The sequence below is a fragment of the Leisingera sp. ANG1 genome (genome assembly GCF_000203975.2).
Classification (GTDB): Bacteria; Pseudomonadota; Alphaproteobacteria; order Rhodobacterales; family Rhodobacteraceae; genus Leisingera.
The window spans coordinates 1-22,437 of the sequence record NZ_AFCF02000008.1; the positions used below are offsets into that span (position 1 = coordinate 1).

The following is a 22,437-nucleotide window of genomic DNA, read 5'->3' on the forward strand; positions in this document are numbered from 1 at the left end:
CCGAATTTTGACACTGTTTTGACGGGAGGCTGCCGCCTCCCGTTTATCTTTTGTTGGTGATGAATCGGTAATTCTGCTGCTGAGATCCAGAATGGAGCAACAGCAGATGCACAACGAAACGGCCCCCGGGCAGGCGCCCGTCTTCCAGTCCGTCAGAACCGAAGCAGGCAAGGCCCGCGTCCGCGCCGCGCTGTCCGGCTTCCAGAACCGCCCCGACCCGGTGCAGCCGCCGCTGCAGGACAGGATTGCCGCCATCAAGGCCCGGTTTGATCTGCGTGCCATGACACCGCAGGACATCGACCTGATGTTCGAAGCGCTGGTGCAGGAAGGCCAGCCGATGACCGCGCCGATGCTGCTTTTGAATTCGATGGGCGACCGTTTCCGCAGCCATCTGGCCGGCCTCACCGGCAAGGACTACGACGGCGGCAAGGCGCTGGACCTGATCGCGGTGGCGCAGCTGCAGATCCAGCGCGCCCGCAAGCAAGGCGGCGCCAGCGGCGGCTGGGAGAGCTTCCTGACGTTCCTGGTGCCGCAATCGCCCTCTGAACAGCCCGCAGCCCAAGCCCCGCTGGAGCACATGGCGCGCCTTGCCCAGCAGGCGCAGGCGCGGCCGCACTGACCGGCCGCCGCGGCGCGGTTGAACCGGACAATCAAAAAAGGCGGCCCGGGTTCCCCAGCCGCCTGTTTTTGTCCCCGCCTTGGCGGAGGCTATCAGTCGCTGCCGGTTGCCGTGGTGTCAGCCGCACCGGTTTCGCCAGCGCCGGACTGGTTCAGCAGTTCCTCAGCGGCAGTGTTTGCGCTGTCCAGCGCTCCGGTGGCAGTGTCCTGTGCCGCCTCAGCAGCATCTGCAGCCGCATCCGCCGCGCTGTCTGCCGCGCCTGTTGCAGTTTCTGCAGCGCTGTCAACCGCTGTGGCTGCTGCATCTGCTGCGGTGCCGGTGGCCTCGCCAGCCGCATCGGACGCGCTGTCCAGCGCATCGCCGACGGTTTCCGTCACCGCGCCGGCGGCCTCGTTTACCGCATCCTGCGCCGCTTCAACCGCGTCGCCTGCTGCCTCGGCGCCAGACTCGACGGCTTCTTCCACTGCCTCAGCCGCGTCCTGGGCGGCGTCTTCTGCCGCTGCCGCCGGTTCTTCCGAAGTCACCGGGTCGGTGCTGCTTTGCTCTTCCTGCACCGCAGGCGCCTCAGCCGGGGCGGGCTCCTGCGCGTCCTGGCCGCTCACCAGCAGATAGGCAACCACCGCTGCGGCACCCAGGCCCAGCACGATCAACAACTGTTTCATAGGTCTCTCCTCACTCCTGCCGGCCCGTCCGGGGCCGGGCCGCGCCACGCGCGGCATCTGCCTGCCAGATGGCAATGCACGGGGCACAGCTCAAGGGGGAAGTTTGGCACATATGCATCACGGGCGGCGCCGCGCCGCCCGGCCGCGCCAAACTGGCGGAACCCCGCCGCAATTGCGGTTTTTCAGACGGTTGCGCCGCCCGCTTCACCTGCAATCCGGACCAGTTTCGCTTCTGTTTTCCGGGCCTTTTGCAACATGCGGCCTTGAAATGCGGCTTTCCTGCCGCCATACCGCCCATAACGCTTGAATCACAGACGCGGGGGCAGTAGCGTTCCCGCACTTTTTGCAATGACAGAAGGATCGCAGTCATAGCCCGCAGACCTCATAACGCGCCGCCGCAACGAGACACCGGCCCGCGCGTCAACGAAAAAATCCGCGCCCCCGAAATCCGCCTGATCGGCGCCGATGGCGAAAACGTCGGGGTTGTGCACCCGGCAAAAGCCATGGACATGGCGGCAGAGGCCGGACTTGATCTGGTTGAAATCTCGCCCAACGCCAATCCGCCCGTGTGCAAGATCATGGACTTTGGCAAGTTCAAATACGAACAGCAGAAGCGCGAGAGCGAAGCCCGCAAGAAGCAGAAGATCATCGAGGTCAAAGAGGTCAAGTTCCGTCCCAACACGGACACCCATGACTACGATGTGAAGATGCGCAATGTCGTGAAGTTCCTGGAGAACGGCGACAAGGTTAAAGTCACCCTGCGTTTCCGCGGCCGCGAAATGGCGCACCAGAACCTCGGCCGCGAGCTTCTGGAGCGGGTTGCCGAGGACACCAAGGAGATCGGCAAGGTCGAGAACTTCCCCAAGATGGAAGGCCGCCAGATGATCATGCTGATCGGGCCGCTCGCCAAGAAATAAGCCGGTGCACCGCTGACGCCAGGCACAGCCCCGCAGGCCGCCGCCTGCGGGGCTTTTTTTGTCTGCTTCGGTTAGCGCTGCCTTAACGCCTGCCCGCTATACAGGTGCCATCTCCAGTGAAGGCAGACGCATGACCAGCTTGACCGACGTTCAGAACACCGCCTTCATGGCCATTGGCCCCAGCCGGATTGCCGCGCTGTCGCTGCTGGCGCTGGCGCAGGCGCCGGAGGGTGCGGACAGCTCCAATGCAGAGGATGTGCTGGACCTGTCGGTGCGGCGTATCTGCGCCGCTTGCGATATGCTCGGCGGCGGGCTGGATGCCCTGCTGGCGGACTGCGCCTATACTCTTCCGGCGGAGCTTGAGGGCAAGCGCCAGTCCTGCCTGGAGTTGCTGGAACCGCTCCACAGTGCGGCCGGCCAGGCTGACGGCGCCGTACTGGCGCACGTTCGCAATGTGCCGGATCTGGCCGCCCTTTGCCTTTACCGGCTGGAACCGGCGGTCTCGGACTTTCTCAAGGACATGGTGCAGACCCTGCGCGAGGCGCAGCAGCAGCGCGAGGAAGAGCGTGACGCACAGATGCGCGCGACCATCGCCACTGCCGAAGGGGTTGGCAAGAACATCAAGTTCATCTCCTTCAACGCCTCGATCGAGGCGGCGCGGATCGGCGAAATGGGCAAGGGCTTTGCCGTCATTGCCACCGAGATCCGCGAACTGTCCGGCAAGACTCAGAACCTGCTGGAAGAAATGTCCGGCTATCTGAAGCACTGACACGGGAACAGGCACCGGTAACCGGCGCCTGCGCATGTCTTTAGCTTGCGGCGGTTCAGCCCGCTGCGGCCACCGCGCGTTTTGCCATCACCCCAACCAGATGGGCGCGGTATTCCTTGGTGCCATGCAGATCACCGATCATGCCGCCGGCATCCACACTCAGCCCGTCCAGCGCGTCCGGTGCGAAATTGGCATCCAGCGCCGCCTCGGCCTCATGCCAGCGGAACACGCCCTCCTCTGACGCGCCGGTGACAGCCACCCGGACGCCCGCCGCATATTTCGCCGCAAAGACGCCCACCAGGGCAAACCGCGATGCGGGCTGCAGGAACTTCTGGTAATTGGCCTTTTCCGGCACCGGGAAGCGCACTGCGGTGATGATCTCGCCGTCTTCCAGCGCAGTCTCGAACAGGCCGCGGAAATAGTCATCGGCAGTGATCTCGCGGGCGTTGGTGACGATGGTCGCACCGCTGCCCAGCGCCGCCGCCGGATAACAGGCCGCCGGGTCGTTGTTGGCCAGCGAACCGCCGATGGTGCCGCGGTTCCTGACCGCCGGGTCCCCAATATGGCTGGCCAGTTCCGCCAGCGCCGGATAGCTGTCCGCCGCGGCAGCGGCCACTTCTGCATGGGTGACTGCGCCGCCAATGGTCAGCATGCCGCCATTGTCACTCAGCTCCTTCAGCTGCGGAATGCCGCTGAGGGAGACCAGTTTCGACGGCATCGCCAGCCGCTGTTTCAGCGTCGGGATCAGCGTCTGCCCGCCGCCCAGCGCCTGCGCGTCCTCATCCGCCAGCGCGGCAACCGCCTCTGCAACGGTTGAGGGCTTCTCGAATTCGAATTCATACATTTCGTATCCTTTCTGAAAACCGGCCCGCCGGCTTTCATCTTTCCGAAAATACTCCGGGGGTATGGGGGCAGCGCCCCCATGAGCCCTTACCCGTTCATCGCCGCCCAGACCCGAGCAGGCGACAGCGGCATGTCAATGTGGGCCACGTTCTTGCCGCCCGACTGCAGCGCGTCGATCACCGCGTTGACCACCGCTGGCGGTGATCCGATGGCGCCGGCCTCACCGCAGCCCTTCACGCCCAATGGGTTATGGGTGCAGGGGGTCTGGCAGGAATGGTCCACCTGGTAGAACGGCACGTCATCGGCCCGGGGCATGGCGTAATCCATGAAGGAGGCCGACAAGAGCTGGCCGTCCTCGTCATAGGCGGCGTTCTCCAGCAGCGCCTGGCCAATGCCCTGCCCCAGCCCGCCATGGACCTGACCGTCAACGATCATCGGGTTGATGATATTGCCGAAATCGTCCGCCGCCGCGAACCGTTCGATGCTGACCTTGCCGGTGTCGGGGTCCACCTCCACCTCGCAGGCATAGGCGCCAGCCGGATAGGTGAAGTTCGCCGGGTCATAGAACGCGGTCTCCTCCAGCCCCGGCTCCAGCTCCTCCAGCGGGTAGTTGTGAGGGACATAGGCGGTCAAGCAGACATCGCCCCAGGCCACCGACTTGTCGGTACCTGCAACGGTGAACTGGCCGTCCTTCAGCTCGATATCGGCGTCCGAGGCCTCCATCAGATGGGCAGCGATCTTCTTGGCCTTACTGATGATCTTCTCGGTCGCCCGCACCATGGCCGAGCCGCAAACCGCAATGGAGCGCGAGCCGTAGGTGCCCATGCCGAACGGCACCCGGCCGGTGTCGCCATGCACGATATCGACCATGCTCTCATCAATGCCGATCATGTCGGCGACAACCTGCGGGAAGGAGGTTTCATGCCCCTGCCCGTGGGAATGCGCGCCGACCATGACACTGATGGAGCCGGTAGCGTTCACCCGCACGGTAGCGGCATCATAAAGCCCCGCCCGGGCGCCCAGCATGCCCACGATGTTGGAGGGAGCGATGCCGCAGGCCTCAATATAGCAGTTGATGCCAAAGCCGCGCAGCTTGCCGTTTTTCTCGCTTTCGGCGCGGCGGGCGGCGAAGCCTGCCACATCGGCGACCTGCTCCAGCTTGTCCATCGTCGCCGCGTAATCGCCGGTGTCGTAGGTCAGCGCCACCGGGGTTTCATAGGGGAACTCGGTGATGAAGTTCTGGCGGCGCAGGGCAATCGGGTCGGCGCCCAGCTCGCGCGCGGCCTTGTCGATCACCCGCTCCAGCTGATAGGTCGCCTCCGGCCGGCCGGCACCGCGGTAGGCATCCACCGGCACCGTGTTTGTGAAGACCGTTTTCACGTTCACCTGCACGATGGGCGTCTTGTAGTTTCCGGCCATCAGGGTGCCATGCAGGTAGCTGGGCACCGAGGTGGAGAAGGTCGAGAGATACGCGCCCATATTGGCCATCGTGTTGGTGCGCAGCGCGGTGAAGTTGTTGTCAGCATCCAGCGCCAGCTCAATCTTCGTCACATGATCGCGGCCATGGGCGTCGGAGATGAACGCCTCTGCCCGGGTCGAGGTCCATTTCACTGCCCGGCCGCAGGCCTTGGCGGCAAAGGTGCAGAAGGCTTCCTCGGCATAGTGGAAGATCTTGGAGCCGAAGCCGCCGCCCACGTCCGGCGCGATCACCCGCACCTTGTGCTCCGGCAAGCCCAGCACAAAGGCGCACATCAGCAGGCGGATCACATGCGGGTTCTGGCTGGTGGTGTAGAGCGTGTGCTCATCCGTGGCGCGGCTGTAATCGCCGATGGCCACGCGCGGCTCCATCGGGTTGGCGACCAGACGGTTGTTGACCAGTTCCAGCGTGGTCACATGGGCGGCACTGTCAAAGGCCGCCTGCACCGCGTCGTCGTCGGGATTGCCGAACACCCAGTCATAACAGAGGTTTGAGGTCAGGTCCTCATGCACCTTAGGGGCATCTTCTGCCAAGGCCGCCGCCATGTTGACCACCGCGGGCTTGTCGCTCAGATCCAGCTCAATCGCTTCCGCCGCATCGCGGGCCTGTTCCAGCGTGCCGGCAACCACTGCGGCAACAATCTCACCCACGTGGCGGATCGTATCATGCGCGATGATCGGGTGGCGCGGCTCCTGCTGCGGGTTGCCGTGGCGGTCGGTCACGCCCCAGCCGCAGGGGATGCCGCCCACCTCGGCGAAATCGGCGCCGGTGAAGATCTTCACCACGCCGGGCATCGCCTCAGCCGCGGATGTGTCGATGGAATTGATGGTCGCATGGGCCACATCGGCGCGCAGGAAATGCACATGGGCCTGGCCGTTCACGTTGATGTCGTCGGTATAGTTCCCGGCTCCTGTCAGGAACCGCACGTCCTCGCGCCGCTTGGGGCTGGCGCCGATGCCGTTATCCTTGGGCATGTCTGGTCTTCCTCCCTGGAGGGTGCTGCCGTGGCGCACCTCTTTGTCAGTCACTCCTTGTTCAGCTCAGGCCGGGTACCGGCCTGGGGTCGTCCGGTTATTCCGCCGCTATGCTTGAGACATCCTGTCCCGAGGCCGCCATGATCGCCTTGACGATATTATGGTAGCCGGTGCAGCGGCACAGGTTGCCTTCCAAGTAGTCGCGGATCTCCGCCTCTGTGGGCTTGGGGTTGTCCTTCAGGAGCGCTGCTGCCGACATCACCATGCCCGGCGTGCAGAAGCCGCATTGCAGCCCGTGATGGTCCTGAAACGCCTGCTGGATGGTGTTCAAAGAGCCGTCGGCATTGGCCTGGCCTTCGATGGTGGCAACCTCGGCGCCTTCGGCCTCTTGCGCCAGCATGGTGCAGGCTTTCACCGCCTTGCCATCCACATGCACCACGCAGGCGCCGCACTGGCTGGTGTCGCAGCCCACGTGGGTGCCCGTGAGCCCCAGCTGCTCGCGCAGGAATGATGACAGCAGCGTGCGCCCTTCAACGTCGCCGCTGGCAGCCTTGCCGTTCACGGTCATGGAGACCTTGGCCATAGTACCCTCCCTTTAGCTTGTTTTTGTCTGGCTGGGGGGAGTTAAGCACGCCGCCAGCCTTCCGCGAAGTGTTTTCCGGCGGGGGAACTACGCAAATTCGCGTCAGCAGGGCTTACCCATGGTTGTGACCTTGCGTCACAAATCCCGCGCCGCAGCGCCGCATTCAGCCTTCTGCATCGCGGCGCGGCATCGGGCGGGTGGGAATTTCCTTGAGCAGCCCGCCGACGCCCATGGCGGCGATATCGGCGGAGCTGACAGGCAGTCCGCAGACGATCCGCTCAAGCACCCAATCGGCACCATTCAGCGCCGGCGAACGTGCACAGCCCGGCAGGCCGATCACCGGCTTGTCCTCGTATGCGCCCAGGAACAGCAGGTTGCCGGGGTCCACGGGCATGCCGAAACGAGTCACCGTGCCGCCTGCCTGCCGCAGCCCCTGCGGCGCGACGTCGTGAGGGTCGGAGGTGGCGGAGCCGGTGAGGATCAGCACCAGTTGCCCAGGTGCCTGGGTGATGGCCTCCGCCAGCGTGTCCTCCTGGTGCGGCACCACTACGCGCGGCGACAGGGAGATCCCCATCCGGTGCAGGCGGCCCGCCATCGCGGCGCGGCCCTTATCCGGCGGGGTGTCTTCCGTGACTGCCGTTTCTATCAGCGTGGCGGAAGACAGGACCGGCGGCAGCACCCGGATCGCATCCCCTGCCCCCTCGCTGGCACGGCGGATGGCGTCGGCCGGCACGCCATAAGAGATGATCTTGATCGTGGCCAGCATGCCGCGCGCATCGGCCCGGTGATAGTCCGGTACGGTGGCAACGGTGATCATCGGATCAACTGCGTTGACCCCCTCCAGCTTGTCCCGGTTCAGCCGCACCAGCCCGGCGCCAGTGGCATAGAGGTTCACCCTCCCCGTGCCGGCGCCGGAAATCCGGATGCCCTGCGCGGACGGGTCCGGCACCAGTGCGTTTGCCAGCGCCTCTGCTGCCGCATCCTCGTGCAGGTCGGCAGGGTCGAGCCGGGCAACGGTCAGGGTGTCATGTCCCGCGGCAGAAAGGTCCGCGAGGTCGTCTGCGCTCAGCACCGTGCCCTTGGCGATCTTGCCGTTGGCGCCCTGCAGGGAATGCGCGAGGATGGCGCCCTGCGCGTCATCCAAGGGGACCGGGCCAAACCTCATGGCTGCTTGCCGCGCAGAACGGCGGTCATTTCCGACAGGATCGAAACGGCAATTTCCGCCGGGCTGGCGGCACCGATGTCGAGGCCGATGGGGCCGTGGATGCGGTTGATCTGGTCTTCATTGAACCCGGCCTCCTGCATCCGCGCCACACGGGCGGCATGGGTCTTCTTGCTGCCCAGCGCGCCGATATAGAACACATCAGCGCTGAGAGCTGCCTCCAGCGCCGGGTCGTCCAGTTTCGGGTCGTGGGTCAGGAGCACCAGCGCGGTGCGGGTGTCCAGCCCCAGCTTTGCGACCGCCTCATCCGGCCAGTCGTCCATCAGGGTTTCGCCGGGGAAACGCTCAGGAGAAGCGAAGGCCGCGCGGGGGTCGATGATAACCGGATCATAACCTGCAATCCGCGCCATCGGCACCAGCGCCTGGGTGATGTGGACTGCGCCCACTGCCACCAGCCGCAGGGGCGGGTTGTGGACCGCCACGAAGGTCTCGCCTTCGTCTTCCAGCCCGGAGCGGTCCATGCGCATGCGGTCCGGGTATTCTGTGCGGGTGAGATGGCGGGCGCCGGAGGCGAGGTTCACCTCATAGGCAACAGGGGTGCGGCTGGCGCGGGCCGCCACCAGCTCCTCCAGAATTTCCACCGGCAGGGCAGAGCCCACCGGCTCCACCAGCACCTTGATGGTGCCGCCGCAGGCGAGGCCGACGGCAAAGGCGTCCTCGTCGCTGACGCCGAATTCCAAGAGCCGGTGCTGGCCGTCCTGCAGCGCCTCCAGCGCCTCAACCACCACCGCGCCCTCGACGCAGCCGCCGGAGACCGAGCCCTCGATCTGCCCCTCCCCGGACACAACCAGCTGCGACCCGGTGCGCCGCGGGGCAGAACCCCAGGTCTGCACCACGGTGGCCAGCGCAGCGCCGGTGCCGGAACGGTGCCAGTCCAGCGCGGTTTCCGGGGCGTGCTCAAAGGGGGTCATGATCTGCATCGGCGGGCCTTCCGGTGTCGGGTGGGTTTGCGTTCAAACATCGGCGCTTGCGGCGCTGGTTTCAAGCGGCATGCGTCTCAGAGCATCCCCATCAGCCGCGCCTTTTCACCCGCATCAGAGGGGCTGGAGATCACCTGCGCCAGATCCTGCAGCGAGGCGATGGAATGGCCGGCGCGGAAGCTGTCCGTGTAGGGCAGCATCGCACGGATGCCCTGCGCCTTGGGGGCAAAGCCGTCCCAGCGCAGCAAAGGGTTCAGCCAGATCAGGCGGCGCGACGACAGCTGCAGGCGCTGCATTTCGCGTGAAAGGCCCTCGGGGTCGCCGCGGTCCAGCCCGTCGGTGATCAGCAGCACCACTGCGCCCTGCCCCATGACGCGCCGCGACCAGTCGCGGTTGAAGGCATGCAGGCAATCGCCGATCCGAGTGCCGCCCTCCCAGTCCTGCGCCTCTGCCCCCGCTGCGGCCAGCGCCGCGTCCACATCGCGCTGCTGCAGATGCCGGGTGATGTTGGTCAGGCGGGTGCCGAAGGTGAAGCCGTGTACCCGTGCCCAGCCCTGCCCCTTTGCATTTGCCGCGGCGTGCAGGAAATGCAGGATGATGCGGCTGTACTGGCTCATCGAGCCGGAGATGTCGCAGAGCACCACCAGATTGGGCCAGCGGATGCGGCGCTTGGCGCGGGCGATCTGCTGCAGATCGCCGCCCTGCCGCGCCGCATTGCGTAAGGTGCGGCGCCAGTCGGCCCGCTGCCCGCGCGGCGCGGCCATCAGGCGGCGGGACTGGATCGGCGTCACCGGCAATTTCAGCTGCGCCAGAATGCGCTTGGCGGCGGCAATCTCTGCCGTGCTCATCTGTTCGAAGTCCAGCGCCCTGAGGCGTTCCTCCGCCGACATGGTGCGGGAGGCGTCGATCTCAATCTCCGTTCCTTCCGGCTCTGCTTCCGGGAGGTCCGGCTGCTCCAGCATGCCGTCCAGCAGCGCCTCGGCGGCGCGTTTTTCGGCGGGCTTTGCGGGCCGCTCCTCCTGCACGCCGCGGATGGCGGGCAGCATCGCGGCCATCATCTGCTCCAGATACCGCGGATCACGCCAGAACAGGCGGAAGACCTGGGCAAACACCACCCGCTGTTCCGGCTTGGTGACGAAACAGGCGTGCAAGGCCCAGTAGAAGTCCTGGCGGCTGGTGAAGCCCGCAGCCGCCACCGCGCGCACCGCATCCAGCACCCGGCCTGGACCAACAGGCAGCCCGGCCTTACGCAGGGCGCGGGCGAAATGGGTGATGTTGCGGAGCAGCTTGGGGTCGTCCGGCAGGGTGAGCGGCGGGTAGTCAGGCACTAGCGCGTTTCATGGGGGCGCTGCCCCCATACCCCCGGAGTATTTCCGCAAAGATGAAGCATCAGGCCGCGTCCAGGCTGGCCTTGGCCTCATCAAGGATGCGCTTGGCCTCGGAGCCGTGCAGGCGGGCGATGTCGTCCTGGTATTTCAGGATGGCGCCGAGGGTGTCGGCGATCACCTCGGGGCTGAGGGCGATGACGTCGAGCGCCAGGAGGCAATTGGCCCAGTCGATGGTTTCCGCGACGCCCGGTTTCTTGAACAGATCTTCGGTGCGCAGCGATTGCACGAAGGCGACGATCTCGCGGCTGAGCTGTTCGCTGGCCTCGGGCGCGCGGGCGTACAGGATGTCAAGCTCGCGCTGGAAATCGGGGTAGTCGACCCAATGGTAGAGGCAGCGGCGTTTGAGGGCGTCATGCACCTCGCGCGTGCGGTTTGAGGTGAGGATGACGATCGGCGGCTCCGGCGCCTGGATGGTGCCGAGTTCCGGGATAGTAACCTGAAAGTCGCTGAGCGCCTCCAGAAGGAAAGCCTCGAACGGTTCGTCAGTGCGGTCCAGCTCGTCGATCAGCAGGACGGGGGCGCCGTGTTCGTCCGGGCGCATCGCCTGCAACAGCGGGCGTTCGATCAGGTAATCGGCGGAGAACAACTCATTCTGAAGCGCGGCGCGGTCGGCGCTGCCAGCGGCCTCGGCGGTGCGGATGGCGACCATCTGGGCGGCGAAGTTCCATTCATAGACGGCGCTGGCGGCATCCAGACCTTCGTAGCATTGCAGGCGGATCAGACGGCGGCCGAGGCTGGCGGCCAGCGCCTTGGCGATCTCGGTCTTGCCGGTGCCGGCCTCACCCTCCAGGAACAGCGGGCGGCCCAGTTTCAGCGACAGGAAGACCACGGTGGCCAGCGCCCGGCCGCAAACGTAGCCCTGCTGCGACAGCAGCTCTTGCACCTGTTCGATGGATTGTGCCTGCATGCGGAGCCTCCCCTAACCCCGCCCAACAGGCCATGGGCGGGCGCATCGGTCAAGCGGTGGCTGGCCGCGACGCTGCGGCCCTGCAGTGGCACGCAAAGGTTTGTATCGCTGCCGCCTTCGGGTAAGACTGGCGGCAAAGCAAAGAAGGCTGAGGCATGAGCAAGACCCCCTACATGCGGTTTCAACCGGCAGCGCTGCGCTGCGGGCGGGTGTGACGATGCGGGTGCTCGCGGTCCTTTGCGTGCGCAACGAGGGTGCGTTCCTGCTGGAATGGCTGGCCCATTACCGCGCCGCCGGCTTCACCGATTTCCTGGTGTTTTCCAACGATTGCCAGGACGGCACGGATCACATGCTGGACCGTCTGGAGGCAATGGGTCAGCTGGCGCATGTGCGCAACGAAGGGCCATATGGCCGCGAGGGCATTCAGTTCACTGCGCTGAAGATGGCCGATAAGCATCCGCTGATGAAGGCCGCGGATTGGGTGCTGGTCGCGGATATTGACGAGTTTCCCTGCATCAGGACCGGCGATGGCACGGTGGCGGACCTGCTGGCGGCGCTGCCGGATGCGGATGCCATCACCCTCACGTGGCGGCTGTTCGGCAATGGCGGTGTGGTGCAGTTCGAGGACCGACCGGTGACGGAGCAGTTCACGTGCTGCGCACCCGAGGTGATCCACTGGCCCTGGCGGGCGGTGATGTTCAAGACGCTTTACCGCAACAACGGCACCTATGGAAAATGCGGTGTGCACCGGCCCCGCAGCATCCGCGACAAGGCGCGGCTGGAGCGTTACCGCTGGTTCGATTGCGAAGGGCGCGAGCTGGGCGGGGACTTCAAGACCAAGCGGCTGTTTTCCGATTACGGCCAGCCGAATTACCGCCTGGCGCAGCTGAACCATTACCCTTTGGGTGCGATGGAGAGTTATGTGCTGAAGGCGGACCGCGGCCGGGTGAACCGGCAGGCGCGGCTGGGCATGGATTACTGGGTGGAGCGCAACTATGCGGCCTGTGAAGACCACTCGATAGCCCGTTATGCGCCCGCACGCGCGGCACTGCAGGCGGAGCTGATGGCAGACGCGGACCTGGCCCGGTTGCACGGCGCTGCGGTGGCCTGGCGCAAGGCCCGGTTCAAGGAACTGATGCTGGCGGAGGAAAACCGGGCGCTGTTTGCCCGCCTGCTGATGACACCGCCTGCGCGGGTGCTGACGGCGGCGGAGGGCGCGGAGATGCGCCGCTTTGCGATGCTGGGGCTGGCGGCGGAAAGCGGAAAACTGCAGGATTGAGGTCGCAGTTACGGGCCAGGCAAGCGGGCAAATGCCCGCCGATAGCCCGGTCCCAGACAGCAAAGCGGCCCTAGTTTTTCCAATTTTAGCCTTATTTGTCACCTAACCGTAAATTAACAAATCCGCCGTTAGGCGTACCGGGGGTATCAAAGGTGGCTGTAATGCAGGACGGACTCGAAAATCTGGATGAGGACCTCTCCGGTCTGAAACCGCCGCAATGGAAGGCCCGGATGGCGGCGCTGGCGGAAGAGCATGGCATGTATCAGCCGCTGGGCGACAAGCATTTCGCCACCTTCATCGACCAGGGCAACACCCTTCTGGTGACGTTTGAGACCATGCAGGGCATCCACAACCTGTCGGATCAGGCGCAGCCCTTGGGCTTTGATCTGGTGAAGAACCTGGGCTGGTCGCATATGTGCGTGGTCTCTGACGGCGACACCTGGTTCCGCGAGGGGCGCATTTACGGCTTTTTCGACCAGCTGATCGACGACGGGTTCTTTGATGAATTCGACAATGTGATCTTCTACGGCGCAGGCCCCTGCGGCTATGCGGCGGCGGCCTATTCGGTGGCTTCGCCCGGTGCCACCGTGGTGGCGGTTCAGCCGCAGGCGACGCTGGATCCGCGGATGACCGAATGGGACGACCGTTTCACCGAGAACCGGCGGCTGTCCTTCACCGACCGCTACGGCTATGCGCCGGACATGCTGGATGCGGCGGGCCAGGCCTTTGTGATCTATGACCCTTATGAGCGGCTGGACGCGATGCATGGGGCGCTGTTTGCCCGCAAGAACGTGACCCGGCTGCGGGCCACCAATATGGGCGGCGCGGTGCAGACCCGGCTGATCGAGATGGAGATGCTTTATCACATCCTGTCGCTGGCGGGCAGCGGCAAGCTGACGGACGCCGCTTTCTACAAGCTGTTCAGAAGCCGCCGCAACAACTCCTTCTTCCTGCGCAACCTCCTGGGGCGGCTGGAGCGGGAGGACCGCGGGGTGCTGATGGCGCTGCTGTGCCGCAATGTGACTGAGCGGATGCGGGCACCGCGGTTCCGCCGCCGCCTGGAAGAGATGAAGAAGCGCGCCGAGAGCGGTGAATTCAGGATCCCGGAAAAACGCTGAGCGGGCGGCGGGCGGGCGCATTCAGCCGCTTTGTTTCCCCGCCGCCATGTGCTAACGCACGCGCATGACCCAGACGCTGACCATCCCCCGCCCCGATGACTGGCACCTGCACCTGCGCGACGGCGCCATGCTGCAGGCCGTGCTGCCCGAAACCGCCCGCCATTTCGGCCGCGCGATCATCATGCCGAATCTGGTGCCGCCGGTGGTGACCGGGGACCAGGCCGCGGCCTACCGCGACCGCATTCTGGCAGCGCTGCCGGAAGGCATGGCGTTTGAACCGCTGATGACGCTGTACCTGACCGAGGACACCGACCCGGCGGATGTCGCCGCGGCCCATGCCAGCGGGCTGGTGAAGGCGGTGAAGCTCTATCCGGCGGGCGCGACCACCAATTCGGCCTCCGGCGTGACCAATTTCGACAATGTCCGCGCGGTGCTGGAGAAAATGGCCGAGATCGGCCTGCCGCTGTGCACCCACGGCGAGGTGACCGACCACGACATCGACATCTTCGACCGCGAGGCGGTGTTCATCGACCGGGTGCTGGACCCGATCCGCACCTCCACCCCCGGCCTGCGCGTGGTGATGGAGCATATCACCACCAAGAACGCTGCTGATTACGTGGCAAGCCAGGACAAGGACCTGGGCGCGACGATCACCACGCACCACCTGATCATCAACCGCAACCACATCCTGGTGGGCGGCATCAAGCCGCATTACTACTGTCTGCCGGTGGCCAAGCGCGAGGAGCACCGTTTGGCGCTGCGGGCCGCTGCGACCTCGGGCGACAAACGCTATTTCCTCGGCACCGACTCGGCGCCGCACACCGACCCCAACAAGGAAAGCGCCTGCGGCTGTGCCGGCTGTTTCACCGCCACCAACACCATGTCCCTCTTGGCGCATGTGTTCGAGGAAGAGGGCGCGCTGGACAAGCTGGCGGGCTTTGCCTCGGAAAACGGTCCGGCGTTCTATGGCCTGCCGGTGAGCGGCGAGACGCTGACGCTGACCAAGGGTGAGGCGCCGGTGGCTTTCCCGGAGAAAATCGAGAGCGGCGACGGGCCGGTTACGGTGTTTGATCCGGGCTTCCCGGTCTATTGGACCGCCGGCGGCTGAGCCGTAAATTTCTTCGAAGAAATTTGCTAGGAAAATTCGAATTTTCCTGGCGCCTGAAAGGACCCGACCATGATCCCCACCTCATACCCCTCCCGTGAAGAAATCGCCCGCCTGTCGGCCCGGATGCTGCTGGAAATCGGCGCGGTGAACTTCAATACGGATGAGCCTTACACGCTGGCCTCCGGCCTGCCCTCGCCCAGCTACATTGACTGCCGCAAGCTGATCTCCTTTCCGCGCATCCGCACCACGCTGATGGATTTCCTCACCGTGACCGTGATGCGCAACGCAGGGTTCGAGGCGTTTGATAATATTGCGGGCGGTGAGACGGCCGGCATTCCCTTTGGCGCGCTGGTGGCCGAGCGCATGGCGCTGCCGATGACCTATGTGCGCAAGAAACCCAAGGGGTATGGCCGCAATGCCCGCATCGAAGGGGTGATGACCGAGGACCAGCGCGTGCTGCTGGTGGAGGACATGACCACCGACGGCGGTTCCAAACTGTCCTTTGTCGATGCGATCCGCGAAACCGGCGCCTCCTGCGGCCATACCGCGGTGATCTTCTATTACGACATCTTCCCCGAAACCACCAAACGCCTGGGCGACCACGGTGTTGAGCTGCACTACCTGTGCACCTGGTGGGATGTTCTGGCCGAAGCCAAGGCGCAGAAGAGCTTCAGCGAGGAGACGCTGGCCGAAGTGGAGAAGTTCTTGAAAGACCCGCGCGCCTGGCAGGAAGCCCATAAAGCGTAAAGCAGATCAACGGCTTCGGTGGGCGGGCAGTTTGCCCTGCATTCCGAGGCCGGATGCCGCACAGGCGGACATTCGCCTTACGCAAGGGAAAGCGTTACAGGCCGGGCTGTGGACAAGCCCGGCTCGAATCGCTTCCCGCGCAGGTTGAAGCGCAGATCTTGGGGCCTTCCCAGGCAGCACCGCATCATGTAGCCTGGATAGGACAGGCTTACTGGCCTTTTATGGTAAACGGCCCACAAACCCTGCGGCTTTATCCACAGGGAATCCACAGAGATTCCCAGATAGGAGAACCCCGCGCGGCACCGTATAAGCGGGCCGAGTGACGAGAGCAGTGATGAACGAGATTACCCCTTTCGACGGCGATATGCCGCCCCCCGCCCCGATGCCGGAGCATCTGCCGGCCCCCGCGCAAGCGGACCAGGCGATGCCGGACAACGAGCTGCCGCATTCGGTGGAGGCGGAACAGCAGCTCTTGGGCGCGATCCTGACCAACAACGAGGTCTACGACAAGATCGCACTGATCATCGACTCGTCGCATTTCTATGACCCGGTCCATGCCCGCATCTATGAGGTTGCGGCTGCGCGGATCTCCAAGAACGCGCTGGCCTCGCCAGTGACGCTGAAGGCGTTTCTGGAGGACCACGAGGGGCTGAAGGAACTGGGCGGGCCGGCCTATCTGGCCAAGCTTGCGGGCGCGTCGATCTCTGCCTTTGCGGTGCGGGATTACGCGCAGATGATTTACGACCTGGCAATCCGGCGCGAGCTGATTGCCCTGGGTCAGTCGATTGCAGAAAAGGCGCGCCGCGTTGACGTGGCATCAGAACCTAAAGAGCAGATCGTTGAGGCAGAGCAGTCGCTTTACCAGCTGGCAGAGCAGGGCCAGACGGAAAGCGGTTTCAAGTCATTCCTGAAGGCCGTCACAGAAGCGGTCAATGTGACCAACGAGGCGTATCAGCGGGGTGGCGGAATGGCCGGCATCTCGACGGGCCTGATGGACCTCGATAAGCAACTTGGCGGCCTGCATCCCTCGGACCTTCTTATCCTCGCAGGCCGCCCCTCTATGGGGAAAACGTCGCTGGCGACCAACATCGCCTTCAACGTTGCCAAGGCCTATAAACGCGGGGTGAAACCCGACGGATCGGAAGGCGCGCTGGACGGCGGCGTGGTGGGGTTCTTCAGCCTCGAGATGAGCGCCGAGCAGCTGGCCGGGCGTATTCTGGCGGAAGCGTCTGAGATCTCATCGCACAAGATCCGCCAGGGCGACATGACCGAAAGCGAATTCCGCCGCTTTGTGCAGGCGGCCAAGGATCTGGAAAGCTGCCCGCTGTTCATTGATGACACGCCCGCGATCCCGATCTCGCAGCTGGCCGCGCGCGCCCGCCGCCTGAAGCGGACCCACGGGCTGGACCTGCTGGTGATCGACTATCTGCAGCTCTGCCGCGGCATGTCGGACAACCGGGTGAACGAGATCGCCGAAATCTCGATGGGGATGAAGGCGATTGCCAAGGAATTGAACATCCCGGTGATCGCGCTGTCGCAGCTGTCGCGTCAGGTGGAAAACCGCGAAGACAAACGCCCGCAGCTGTCGGACCTGCGGGAATCGGGCTCGATCGAACAGGACGCCGACGTGGTGATGTTCGTGTTCCGCGAGGAATACTACAAGGAACGGGAAAAGCCCGGCGACCACGAGCTGGAAAAGATGGAAGAGTGGAAGCAGGCGATGGAACGGCTGCACGCCAAGGCCGAGGTCATCGTCGGCAAGCAGCGTCACGGTCCAATCGGCACGGTGGAGCTGTCGTTTGAGGCGCAATTCACCCGCTTCGGCAACCTCGCCAAGGCCTGGCAGCAGGGGCATGAGGACGGCGGCTATTGACCGCCGCCGGTTTCTGGCCGGTTCAATGGCCGGTGCGGCGGGCGCCGGCGTACTGACCATTGCGGGAGGTCCGGGTATGGCACAGGACGGGTTCCGGGTGCCGCCCGAAGAAGCGCCGCATCAGCTGACCTTCATGCAATGGCCGGTGACGCCGCAGGTCTATGGCACCGGGCGCTACCGCAAGCAGGTGCAGAAGCAGATCGCGCGGATTGCCAATTCGGTGGCGGCGTTTGAGCCGGTGGTGATGCTGGCCGCGCCAGAGGAACACGCACGCGCCCGGCGCAAGCTGTCCAGCAATGTGGAGTTGTGGGACATTCCGGCAGACGACCTGTGGTGCCGCGACTCCGGGCCGCTGTTCGCGCGCGACGGGCGCGGGCAGCTCTCTTTGCGGCAGCTGAATTTCAACGGCTGGGGCCGCTACCATCTGCCCAATGACGAACGCATCGCTGCACGGGTGGCGGAACGGCTGGGCTTGCCGCTGTTTGACAGCGGCATCAGGGGCGAGGCCGGCGGGGCGGAGGCGGACGGCCATGGCCTGTTGATGGCGAACGAAAGCAGCTGGGTGAACAAGAACCGCAATCCCGGTCTGAGCCGCGATCAGATCGAACGGGCGCTGCTGGCCGCCTATGGCGCCGACCGGATGATCTGGGGCAAGGGCGTCAAGGGCCAGGATGTGACCGATGACCACATCGACGGACTGGCCCGCTTTTCCGGCGGGGGCCGCGTGCTGATGATGCTGGCAGAGGCACCTGTGCCGGATGATCCCTTTGATGCCTCGGCCCGGCGGTTGCAGCAGCGCTTGCAGGAGGCGGGCCTTCAGGTGGACACCCTGCCCTGGCCCGAGGCCGGGCGGATCAGGGACGTGAACAGCCAGTGCAGTTACGTGAACTATTACGTCTGCAACGGCGGAGTGATTGCTCCTGAAAGCGGCGACAAACGCACCGATGCGCTGGCGGCAGAGATGCTGCGCCGCCACTACCCCGGGCGTGAGCTGGTGATGCTGGACGCCGATCTGCTGGCAGAGCTGGGCGGCGGCATCCACTGCGCCACTCAGCAGATGCCTGCCTGAGCTGCTCGGAGCCCTTTGTTCCGGTGAATGCGGCACGCTGCTGCCGGTTTGCCCCTTTGCGGCAGATTTCCCCCTTGACGTGCAGCCTGCCCATGTCATGAACACGCCATGAGCACGGCAAAACTGACAATCAACCTGGATGCGCTGGTCACCAACTGGCGGAATCTGGATGCGCTGACGGGCTGCGAGACTGCAGCCGTGGTGAAGGCGAACGGGTACGGCCTGGATGCAGGCCGGGTGGGCAAGGCGCTGGCCAAGGCGGGCGCCCGCAACTTCTTTGTGGCGGCAGCCGAGGAAGGCGGCGCGCTGCGCCGTGCGCTGGGGCCTGGCCCCGGCATCTCGGTGTTCTCTGGCCACATGGAGGGCGATGCGAAGCTGCTCAAAGATTTCCAGCTGACGCCGATGCTGAACTCGCTGGATCAGATGCTGCGCCATTTCGAGACGCTGCCGGGCCATCCCTTTGGCGTGCAGCTGGACAGCGGCATGAACCGGCTGGGGATGGAGCATGGCGAATGGGCTGCGGTGGCAGAGATCGCCCTGGGCCAGAACCCGGTGCTGTTGATGTCGCATCTGGCCTGCGCCGATGAGCCTTCGCACGAAATGAACGCGCAGCAGCTCACGGCCTTCCGCGAGATGACCGACGGGCTGGAGGTGCCGCGCTCGCTGGCCGCCACTGGCGGTATGCTGCTCGGCAAGGACTATCACTTTGACCTCTGCCGCCCCGGCGTCGGGCTTTATGGCGGGCTGCCGTTCTCGGACGCGGTGCCGGTGGTGCAACTGGATCTGCCTGTCATTCAGGTGCGCGATATGGAAGTGGGCGAAAGCGCGGGCTACGGCAATGCCTGGACTGCCCAGCGCCCCAGCCGGATCGCCACTGTGGCCGCCGGCTATGCCGACGGGCTGCACCGGGCGATGGGCAAGGGCGGCATTCATGTCTATGCGGGCGAGACCCCCTGCCCCGTTGTGGGCCGCGTCTCAATGGATCTGATCACCGTGGATGTGACTGACCTGGCCGAAGTGCCGGACGCGCTGGCAATCCTCAACGAGCATCAGACCGTGGACATGCTGGCCGATGCGGCCGGCACAATCGGATATGAGATCCTGACGTCTTCGGGCCACCGTTCGGCGAGGACTTACCTGGGATGAATCCAATAGCACTCCTGGCCCGGCTGGGCCGCACCGCTTTGGCCGGGATGTCAGCGGTTGGCCGCGCGGCGCTGTTTGCGCTGTCTGCCTTCAGCCACATGATCCGCCCGCCCTATTACCCGCGCGAGTTCTTTCAGGCGCTGCTGAACGTCGGCTGGCTGTCGCTGCCGGTTGTGGGCCTGACCGCGATTTTCACCGGCGGTGCGCTGGCGCTGCAGATTTACGCGGGCGGCGCCCGTTTCAATGCTGAGGCCGTGGTGCCGCAGATCGTCGCCATCGGCATGGTGCGCGAGCTTGGCCCGGTACTGGTCGGGCTGATGATCGCAGCACGGGTGACCTCCTCCATCGCCGCCGAGATCGCCACTATGAAGGTGACCGAACAGATCGACGCGCTGGTGACGCTCTCCACCCATCCGATGAAATACCTGGTGGCGCCGCGGGTGCTGGCGGCGCTGATCACGGTGCCGGTGCTGGTCGGTGTCGGCGACATCATCGGCATCATGGGCGGCTACACCGTGGCGGTGCAGAACCTCGGCTTCAACCCGGCGGCCTACCTCAAGAACACGGTCGACTTCCTGGAAGCGCTCGACATCATCTCCTCGCTGGTCAAGGGTGCCGCCTTTGGCACCATCGCGGCGATGATGGGCTGCTATTACGGCATGCAGTCAGGCCGCGGCGCCCAAGGCGTGGGCCGCGCCACCAAGGGGTCGGTGGAATCCGCTGCCGTCCTGATCCTGGCCGCCAACTTTGTCCTCACAGGGGTGTTCTTCTCGCTATGATCCGCATGGAAAACGTCCACAAGGCCTTTGGCGACAACCGCGTGCTGAACGGCATGAACCTGGAAATCGCCAAGGGCACCTCGATGGTGATCATCGGCGGCTCCGGCACCGGCAAATCGGTGGCGCTGAAAAGCATTCTGGGGCTGATCCAGCCGGACTCAGGCCAGATCTATGTCGATGGCAAGCCTGCCGGATCGGGCGACCGGGATAAGTTCCTGGCCCGCTTTGGCATGCTGTTTCAGGGCGGCGCGCTGTTTGACAGCTTGCCGGTCTGGCAGAACGTCGCCTTCCGCCTGTTGCGCGGCGCGCTGAAACGCCCGCAGGAGGAAGCCCGCGAGATCGCCATCGAGAAGCTGCGCCGGGTGGGTCTGCGCTCCGCAGTGGCCGACCTCTTCCCCTCGGAACTGTCGGGCGGCATGCAGAAACGCGTCGGCCTCGCCCGCGCGATTGCGGCAGAGCCTGAGATCATCTTTTTCGATGAGCCGACCACCGGCCTCGACCCGATCATGTCGGGCGTCATCAACGACCTGATCCGCGAGATCGTGGTGGAGATGGGTGCCACAGCCATGACCATCACCCACGACATGACCTCGGTCCGTGCCATCGCCGACAATGTGGCGATGCTGCACGGCGGAGTGATCCAATGGACCGGCCCGGTGGCCGAGATGGACGCCTCGGGCGATCCCTACATGGAGCAGTTCATCCACGGCCGCGCGGAGGGACCGATCGAGGCGGTGCGGTGAAGGAGATTTTAGTTTGGACAACTATAGGTGATCGAAGCATCTGTGCCGTAATTCGTTCCAGTCAGAATCAAAGAACAGGTATTCTCACCGCTCATAAATGGCAGCGATTGCCCTAATTGCAATTGCTGATTGGTTGCTCCTCCAGTCACCGTGAGCCTCGCATAGTCTGTACTAACGGTACCGACTGCCACAAACACTTTCCCAGGCACTAGAGCCTTCGATGTGTATTGAGGAATGAGAACTTCTCCAAGTTTTTCAAAGTCGCTAGAAATTATTGCGGACAACTCTTCACGCTCTGATCTCACCTGTGCAAGCTCTGCCTGAACTTCGCTAAGTTGCTGTCTAAGGTCGGCCGCGGCCCCCTGTTGGTGCGCGACTTCTTCTTCCAGTGTGCGCAAAGACACCAGCAACTCTTCTTTCTCGCCAAGGGAACTATCGAGTTCCAACAAGCGAGAAAGAAATGATCTGCTATCAATACCGTTAGCCTTCTTTTCGGCGTCCAACAGTTTTTCAAGGGCGGAAACTTTCGAAGACGACGTGTCTTGGCCTAGCTTATACCCTCCAGCTAAAGCTGCTGGGATCACGACAACAAGTGTCGCTATGAATGTCCCGACCCAGAATTTTGTATCCACTGTAGCCTTCCTCTTTCAAACTTGGTTGCGATGAGTACTATCTTCAAACATTTCAAAACAACATGCCGCACCGCAAATCCAGGCCGTTTCCCCTTTCAAATCCGGCACTAAACACACAAGTCTTGGCGGAACCGCATAAAACCGAGCCGCCATGACCCTCCGCCTCCTCACCCTGTCGCTCCTGATCCTCTACCCTGTCGCCTGGTTTGCGCCCCTGATGCGGGCGGGGCTGCTGCCCATTTTCGGCCTCAGCGAGATCTCGGTGATCACGGGCCTGCAAAGCCTTTGGGGCAGCGACGCGGTGCTGGCGCTGATCGTCACCTTCTTTGCGATCTTCGCCCCCTACCTCAAGACCATCGGCACCGCGCTGGTGCAGTGGGATCTGATGGACGCGCGGGTGCAGAAGGTGCTGCATGTGCTGGGCAAGCTGGCGATGGCCGATATCTTCCTGATCGCGCTTTACATCACCCTGGCCAAGGGCATTGGCCTGGCGACCATCGAGACCGCCTGGGGGCTTTACATGTTCACCGCCTGCATTCTGGCCTCGATCGTGCTGGGGATGCTGACAGAGCGTGCCGCCAAGGGGCAGCAGGCCGGGTAAGCGCTTGATCCGGCGGCAAACCGCCCCATTTCATAAAGCCGGATAAGTGAAACCATTTCGA

General features: G+C 64.3%; 22 protein-coding genes. 13 read left to right on the forward strand and 9 right to left on the reverse strand.

Annotation, left to right across the window (positions count from 1 at the left end; translation table 11 throughout):
• The first annotated feature begins 106 nt into the window (after window positions 1-106).
• On the forward strand, window positions 107-619 hold the full coding sequence (locus GC1_RS12710; RefSeq protein WP_152612388.1) for a hypothetical protein: 513 nt from the start codon (window positions 107-109) through the stop codon (window positions 617-619).
• 92 nt (window positions 620-711) lie between these two features.
• On the opposite strand, the gene GC1_RS12715 is transcribed toward GC1_RS12710, so the two are convergent.
• On the reverse strand, window positions 712-1,281 hold the full coding sequence (locus GC1_RS12715; protein ID WP_019295917.1) for a hypothetical protein: 570 nt from the start codon (window positions 1,279-1,281) through the stop codon (window positions 712-714).
• A gap of 455 nt (window positions 1,282-1,736) precedes the next feature.
• On the opposite strand from GC1_RS12715, the gene infC reads away from it, so the two are divergent.
• Both infC and GC1_RS22965 read left to right on the forward strand, forming a co-directional pair.
• Complete coding sequence (gene infC, locus GC1_RS12720) at window positions 1,737-2,198, forward strand: translation initiation factor IF-3 (RefSeq protein WP_337589023.1); 462 nt, start codon at window positions 1,737-1,739, stop codon at window positions 2,196-2,198.
• A 130-nt stretch (window positions 2,199-2,328) separates the two neighbouring features.
• Window positions 2,329-2,967: a methyl-accepting chemotaxis protein gene (locus GC1_RS22965; protein ID WP_019295919.1), complete on the forward strand. Its 639-nt coding sequence runs from the start codon at window positions 2,329-2,331 to the stop codon at window positions 2,965-2,967.
• Window positions 2,968-3,022: 55 nt separating this feature from the next.
• Here GC1_RS22965 and GC1_RS12730 read toward each other — a convergent pair whose 3' ends face one another.
• The 7 genes from GC1_RS12730 to GC1_RS12760 all read right to left on the reverse strand — a co-directional run bounded on the left by GC1_RS12730 (window position 3,023) and on the right by GC1_RS12760 (window position 11,281).
• Window positions 3,023-3,811 carry an FAD binding domain-containing protein gene (locus GC1_RS12730; protein WP_019295920.1) on the reverse strand — a complete coding sequence of 263 codons (789 nt, stop codon included), beginning with the start codon at window positions 3,809-3,811 and terminating at the stop codon, window positions 3,023-3,025.
• Between the two features lie 86 nt (window positions 3,812-3,897).
• Window positions 3,898-6,261 carry a xanthine dehydrogenase family protein molybdopterin-binding subunit gene (locus GC1_RS12735; RefSeq protein ID WP_019295921.1) on the reverse strand — a complete coding sequence of 788 codons (2,364 nt, stop codon included), beginning with the start codon at window positions 6,259-6,261 and terminating at the stop codon, window positions 3,898-3,900.
• Window positions 6,262-6,358: 97 nt separating this feature from the next.
• Window positions 6,359-6,844, reverse strand: coding sequence for a (2Fe-2S)-binding protein (locus GC1_RS12740; protein WP_019295922.1), 486 nt, complete (start codon window positions 6,842-6,844; stop codon window positions 6,359-6,361).
• 163 nt (window positions 6,845-7,007) lie between these two features.
• Complete coding sequence (locus GC1_RS12745) at window positions 7,008-8,009, reverse strand: molybdopterin-binding protein (protein ID WP_019295923.1); 1,002 nt, start codon at window positions 8,007-8,009, stop codon at window positions 7,008-7,010.
• A complete protein-coding gene (locus tag GC1_RS12750) occupies window positions 8,006-8,986 on the reverse strand; it encodes an XdhC family protein (RefSeq protein WP_019295924.1) in 981 nt (326 codons plus the stop codon). Before GC1_RS12750 ends, GC1_RS12745 begins: the two co-directional genes overlap by 4 nt.
• 77 nt (window positions 8,987-9,063) lie before the next feature.
• Complete coding sequence (locus GC1_RS12755) at window positions 9,064-10,314, reverse strand: vWA domain-containing protein (RefSeq protein ID WP_019295925.1); 1,251 nt, start codon at window positions 10,312-10,314, stop codon at window positions 9,064-9,066.
• 61 nt (window positions 10,315-10,375) lie between these two features.
• Window positions 10,376-11,281, reverse strand: a complete 906-nt coding sequence (locus tag GC1_RS12760; RefSeq protein ID WP_019295926.1) for an AAA family ATPase — start codon at window positions 11,279-11,281, stop codon at window positions 10,376-10,378.
• A 217-nt stretch (window positions 11,282-11,498) separates the two neighbouring features.
• Here GC1_RS12760 and GC1_RS12765 point away from each other — a divergent pair, with 217 nt between their 5' ends.
• The 9 genes from GC1_RS12765 (at window position 11,499) to GC1_RS12805 (ending at window position 21,143) form a co-directional block, all read left to right on the forward strand.
• Window positions 11,499-12,560 carry a glycosyltransferase family 2 protein gene (locus GC1_RS12765; protein ID WP_019295927.1) on the forward strand — a complete coding sequence of 354 codons (1,062 nt, stop codon included), beginning with the start codon at window positions 11,499-11,501 and terminating at the stop codon, window positions 12,558-12,560.
• A 161-nt stretch (window positions 12,561-12,721) separates the two neighbouring features.
• A complete protein-coding gene (locus GC1_RS12770) occupies window positions 12,722-13,678 on the forward strand; it encodes a hypothetical protein (RefSeq protein ID WP_019295928.1) in 957 nt (318 codons plus the stop codon).
• Between the two features lie 64 nt (window positions 13,679-13,742).
• A complete protein-coding gene (pyrC, locus tag GC1_RS12775) occupies window positions 13,743-14,786 on the forward strand; it encodes a dihydroorotase (protein ID WP_019295929.1) in 1,044 nt (347 codons plus the stop codon).
• Window positions 14,787-14,855: 69 nt separating this feature from the next.
• Complete coding sequence (locus GC1_RS12780) at window positions 14,856-15,533, forward strand: orotate phosphoribosyltransferase (protein WP_019295930.1); 678 nt, start codon at window positions 14,856-14,858, stop codon at window positions 15,531-15,533.
• A gap of 334 nt (window positions 15,534-15,867) precedes the next feature.
• The gene (locus GC1_RS12785; protein ID WP_019295931.1) at window positions 15,868-17,406 is read left to right on the forward strand and encodes a replicative DNA helicase; all 1,539 of its coding nucleotides are present in this window, start codon (window positions 15,868-15,870) and stop codon (window positions 17,404-17,406) included.
• Between the two features lie 76 nt (window positions 17,407-17,482).
• Window positions 17,483-18,475: an agmatine deiminase family protein gene (locus GC1_RS12790; protein WP_237754594.1), complete on the forward strand. Its 993-nt coding sequence runs from the start codon at window positions 17,483-17,485 to the stop codon at window positions 18,473-18,475.
• 108 nt (window positions 18,476-18,583) lie between these two features.
• Entirely contained in the window at window positions 18,584-19,621 is a 1,038-nt protein-coding gene (gene alr / locus GC1_RS12795) for an alanine racemase (protein WP_019295933.1), read from the forward strand.
• Entirely contained in the window at window positions 19,618-20,400 is a 783-nt protein-coding gene (locus GC1_RS12800) for an MlaE family ABC transporter permease (RefSeq protein ID WP_019295934.1), read from the forward strand. The genes alr and GC1_RS12800 overlap by 4 nt, the downstream gene beginning before the upstream one ends.
• Window positions 20,397-21,143: an ABC transporter ATP-binding protein gene (locus GC1_RS12805; protein ID WP_019295935.1), complete on the forward strand. Its 747-nt coding sequence runs from the start codon at window positions 20,397-20,399 to the stop codon at window positions 21,141-21,143. Before GC1_RS12800 ends, GC1_RS12805 begins: the two co-directional genes overlap by 4 nt.
• A gap of 8 nt (window positions 21,144-21,151) precedes the next feature.
• On the opposite strand, the gene GC1_RS22465 is transcribed toward GC1_RS12805, so the two are convergent.
• Window positions 21,152-21,775 (reverse strand): hypothetical protein, encoded by a 624-nt coding sequence (locus GC1_RS22465; RefSeq protein ID WP_152612387.1) that lies wholly within the window; start codon window positions 21,773-21,775, stop codon window positions 21,152-21,154.
• Between the two features lie 151 nt (window positions 21,776-21,926).
• On the opposite strand from GC1_RS22465, the gene GC1_RS12810 reads away from it, so the two are divergent.
• Window positions 21,927-22,376 carry a paraquat-inducible protein A gene (locus GC1_RS12810; RefSeq protein ID WP_019295937.1) on the forward strand — a complete coding sequence of 150 codons (450 nt, stop codon included), beginning with the start codon at window positions 21,927-21,929 and terminating at the stop codon, window positions 22,374-22,376.
• Window positions 22,377-22,437 lie beyond the last annotated feature (61 nt).

Excerpts from the sequence above, each read along its gene's own strand:
- GC1_RS12790 (WP_237754594.1), top strand. The coding sequence starts at position 17,483 with ATGGCACAGGACGGGTTCCGGGTGCCGCCCGAAGAAGCGCCGCATCAG.
- GC1_RS12760 (WP_019295926.1), bottom strand. The coding sequence starts at position 11,281 with ATGCAGGCACAATCCATCGAACAGGTGCAAGAGCTGCTGTCGCAGCAG.
- GC1_RS12745 (WP_019295923.1), bottom strand. The coding sequence starts at position 8,009 with ATGAGGTTTGGCCCGGTCCCCTTGGATGACGCGCAGGGCGCCATCCTC.
- GC1_RS12785 (WP_019295931.1), top strand. The coding sequence starts at position 15,868 with ATGAACGAGATTACCCCTTTCGACGGCGATATGCCGCCCCCCGCCCCG.
- GC1_RS12715 (WP_019295917.1), bottom strand. The coding sequence starts at position 1,281 with ATGAAACAGTTGTTGATCGTGCTGGGCCTGGGTGCCGCAGCGGTGGTT.
- GC1_RS12805 (WP_019295935.1), top strand. The coding sequence starts at position 20,397 with ATGATCCGCATGGAAAACGTCCACAAGGCCTTTGGCGACAACCGCGTG.
- pyrC (WP_019295929.1), top strand. The coding sequence starts at position 13,743 with ATGACCCAGACGCTGACCATCCCCCGCCCCGATGACTGGCACCTGCAC.
- GC1_RS12750 (WP_019295924.1), bottom strand. The coding sequence starts at position 8,986 with ATGCAGATCATGACCCCCTTTGAGCACGCCCCGGAAACCGCGCTGGAC.
- GC1_RS12780 (WP_019295930.1), top strand. The coding sequence starts at position 14,856 with ATGATCCCCACCTCATACCCCTCCCGTGAAGAAATCGCCCGCCTGTCG.
- GC1_RS12765 (WP_019295927.1), top strand. The coding sequence starts at position 11,499 with ATGCGGGTGCTCGCGGTCCTTTGCGTGCGCAACGAGGGTGCGTTCCTG.
- GC1_RS12810 (WP_019295937.1), top strand. The coding sequence starts at position 21,927 with ATGACCCTCCGCCTCCTCACCCTGTCGCTCCTGATCCTCTACCCTGTC.
- GC1_RS12710 (WP_152612388.1), top strand. The coding sequence starts at position 107 with ATGCACAACGAAACGGCCCCCGGGCAGGCGCCCGTCTTCCAGTCCGTC.
- GC1_RS12740 (WP_019295922.1), bottom strand. The coding sequence starts at position 6,844 with ATGGCCAAGGTCTCCATGACCGTGAACGGCAAGGCTGCCAGCGGCGAC.
- GC1_RS12770 (WP_019295928.1), top strand. The coding sequence starts at position 12,722 with ATGCAGGACGGACTCGAAAATCTGGATGAGGACCTCTCCGGTCTGAAA.
- GC1_RS12735 (WP_019295921.1), bottom strand. The coding sequence starts at position 6,261 with ATGCCCAAGGATAACGGCATCGGCGCCAGCCCCAAGCGGCGCGAGGAC.
- GC1_RS12800 (WP_019295934.1), top strand. The coding sequence starts at position 19,618 with ATGAATCCAATAGCACTCCTGGCCCGGCTGGGCCGCACCGCTTTGGCC.
- GC1_RS22965 (WP_019295919.1), top strand. The coding sequence starts at position 2,329 with ATGACCAGCTTGACCGACGTTCAGAACACCGCCTTCATGGCCATTGGC.
- GC1_RS12730 (WP_019295920.1), bottom strand. The coding sequence starts at position 3,811 with ATGTATGAATTCGAATTCGAGAAGCCCTCAACCGTTGCAGAGGCGGTT.
- alr (WP_019295933.1), top strand. The coding sequence starts at position 18,584 with ATGAGCACGGCAAAACTGACAATCAACCTGGATGCGCTGGTCACCAAC.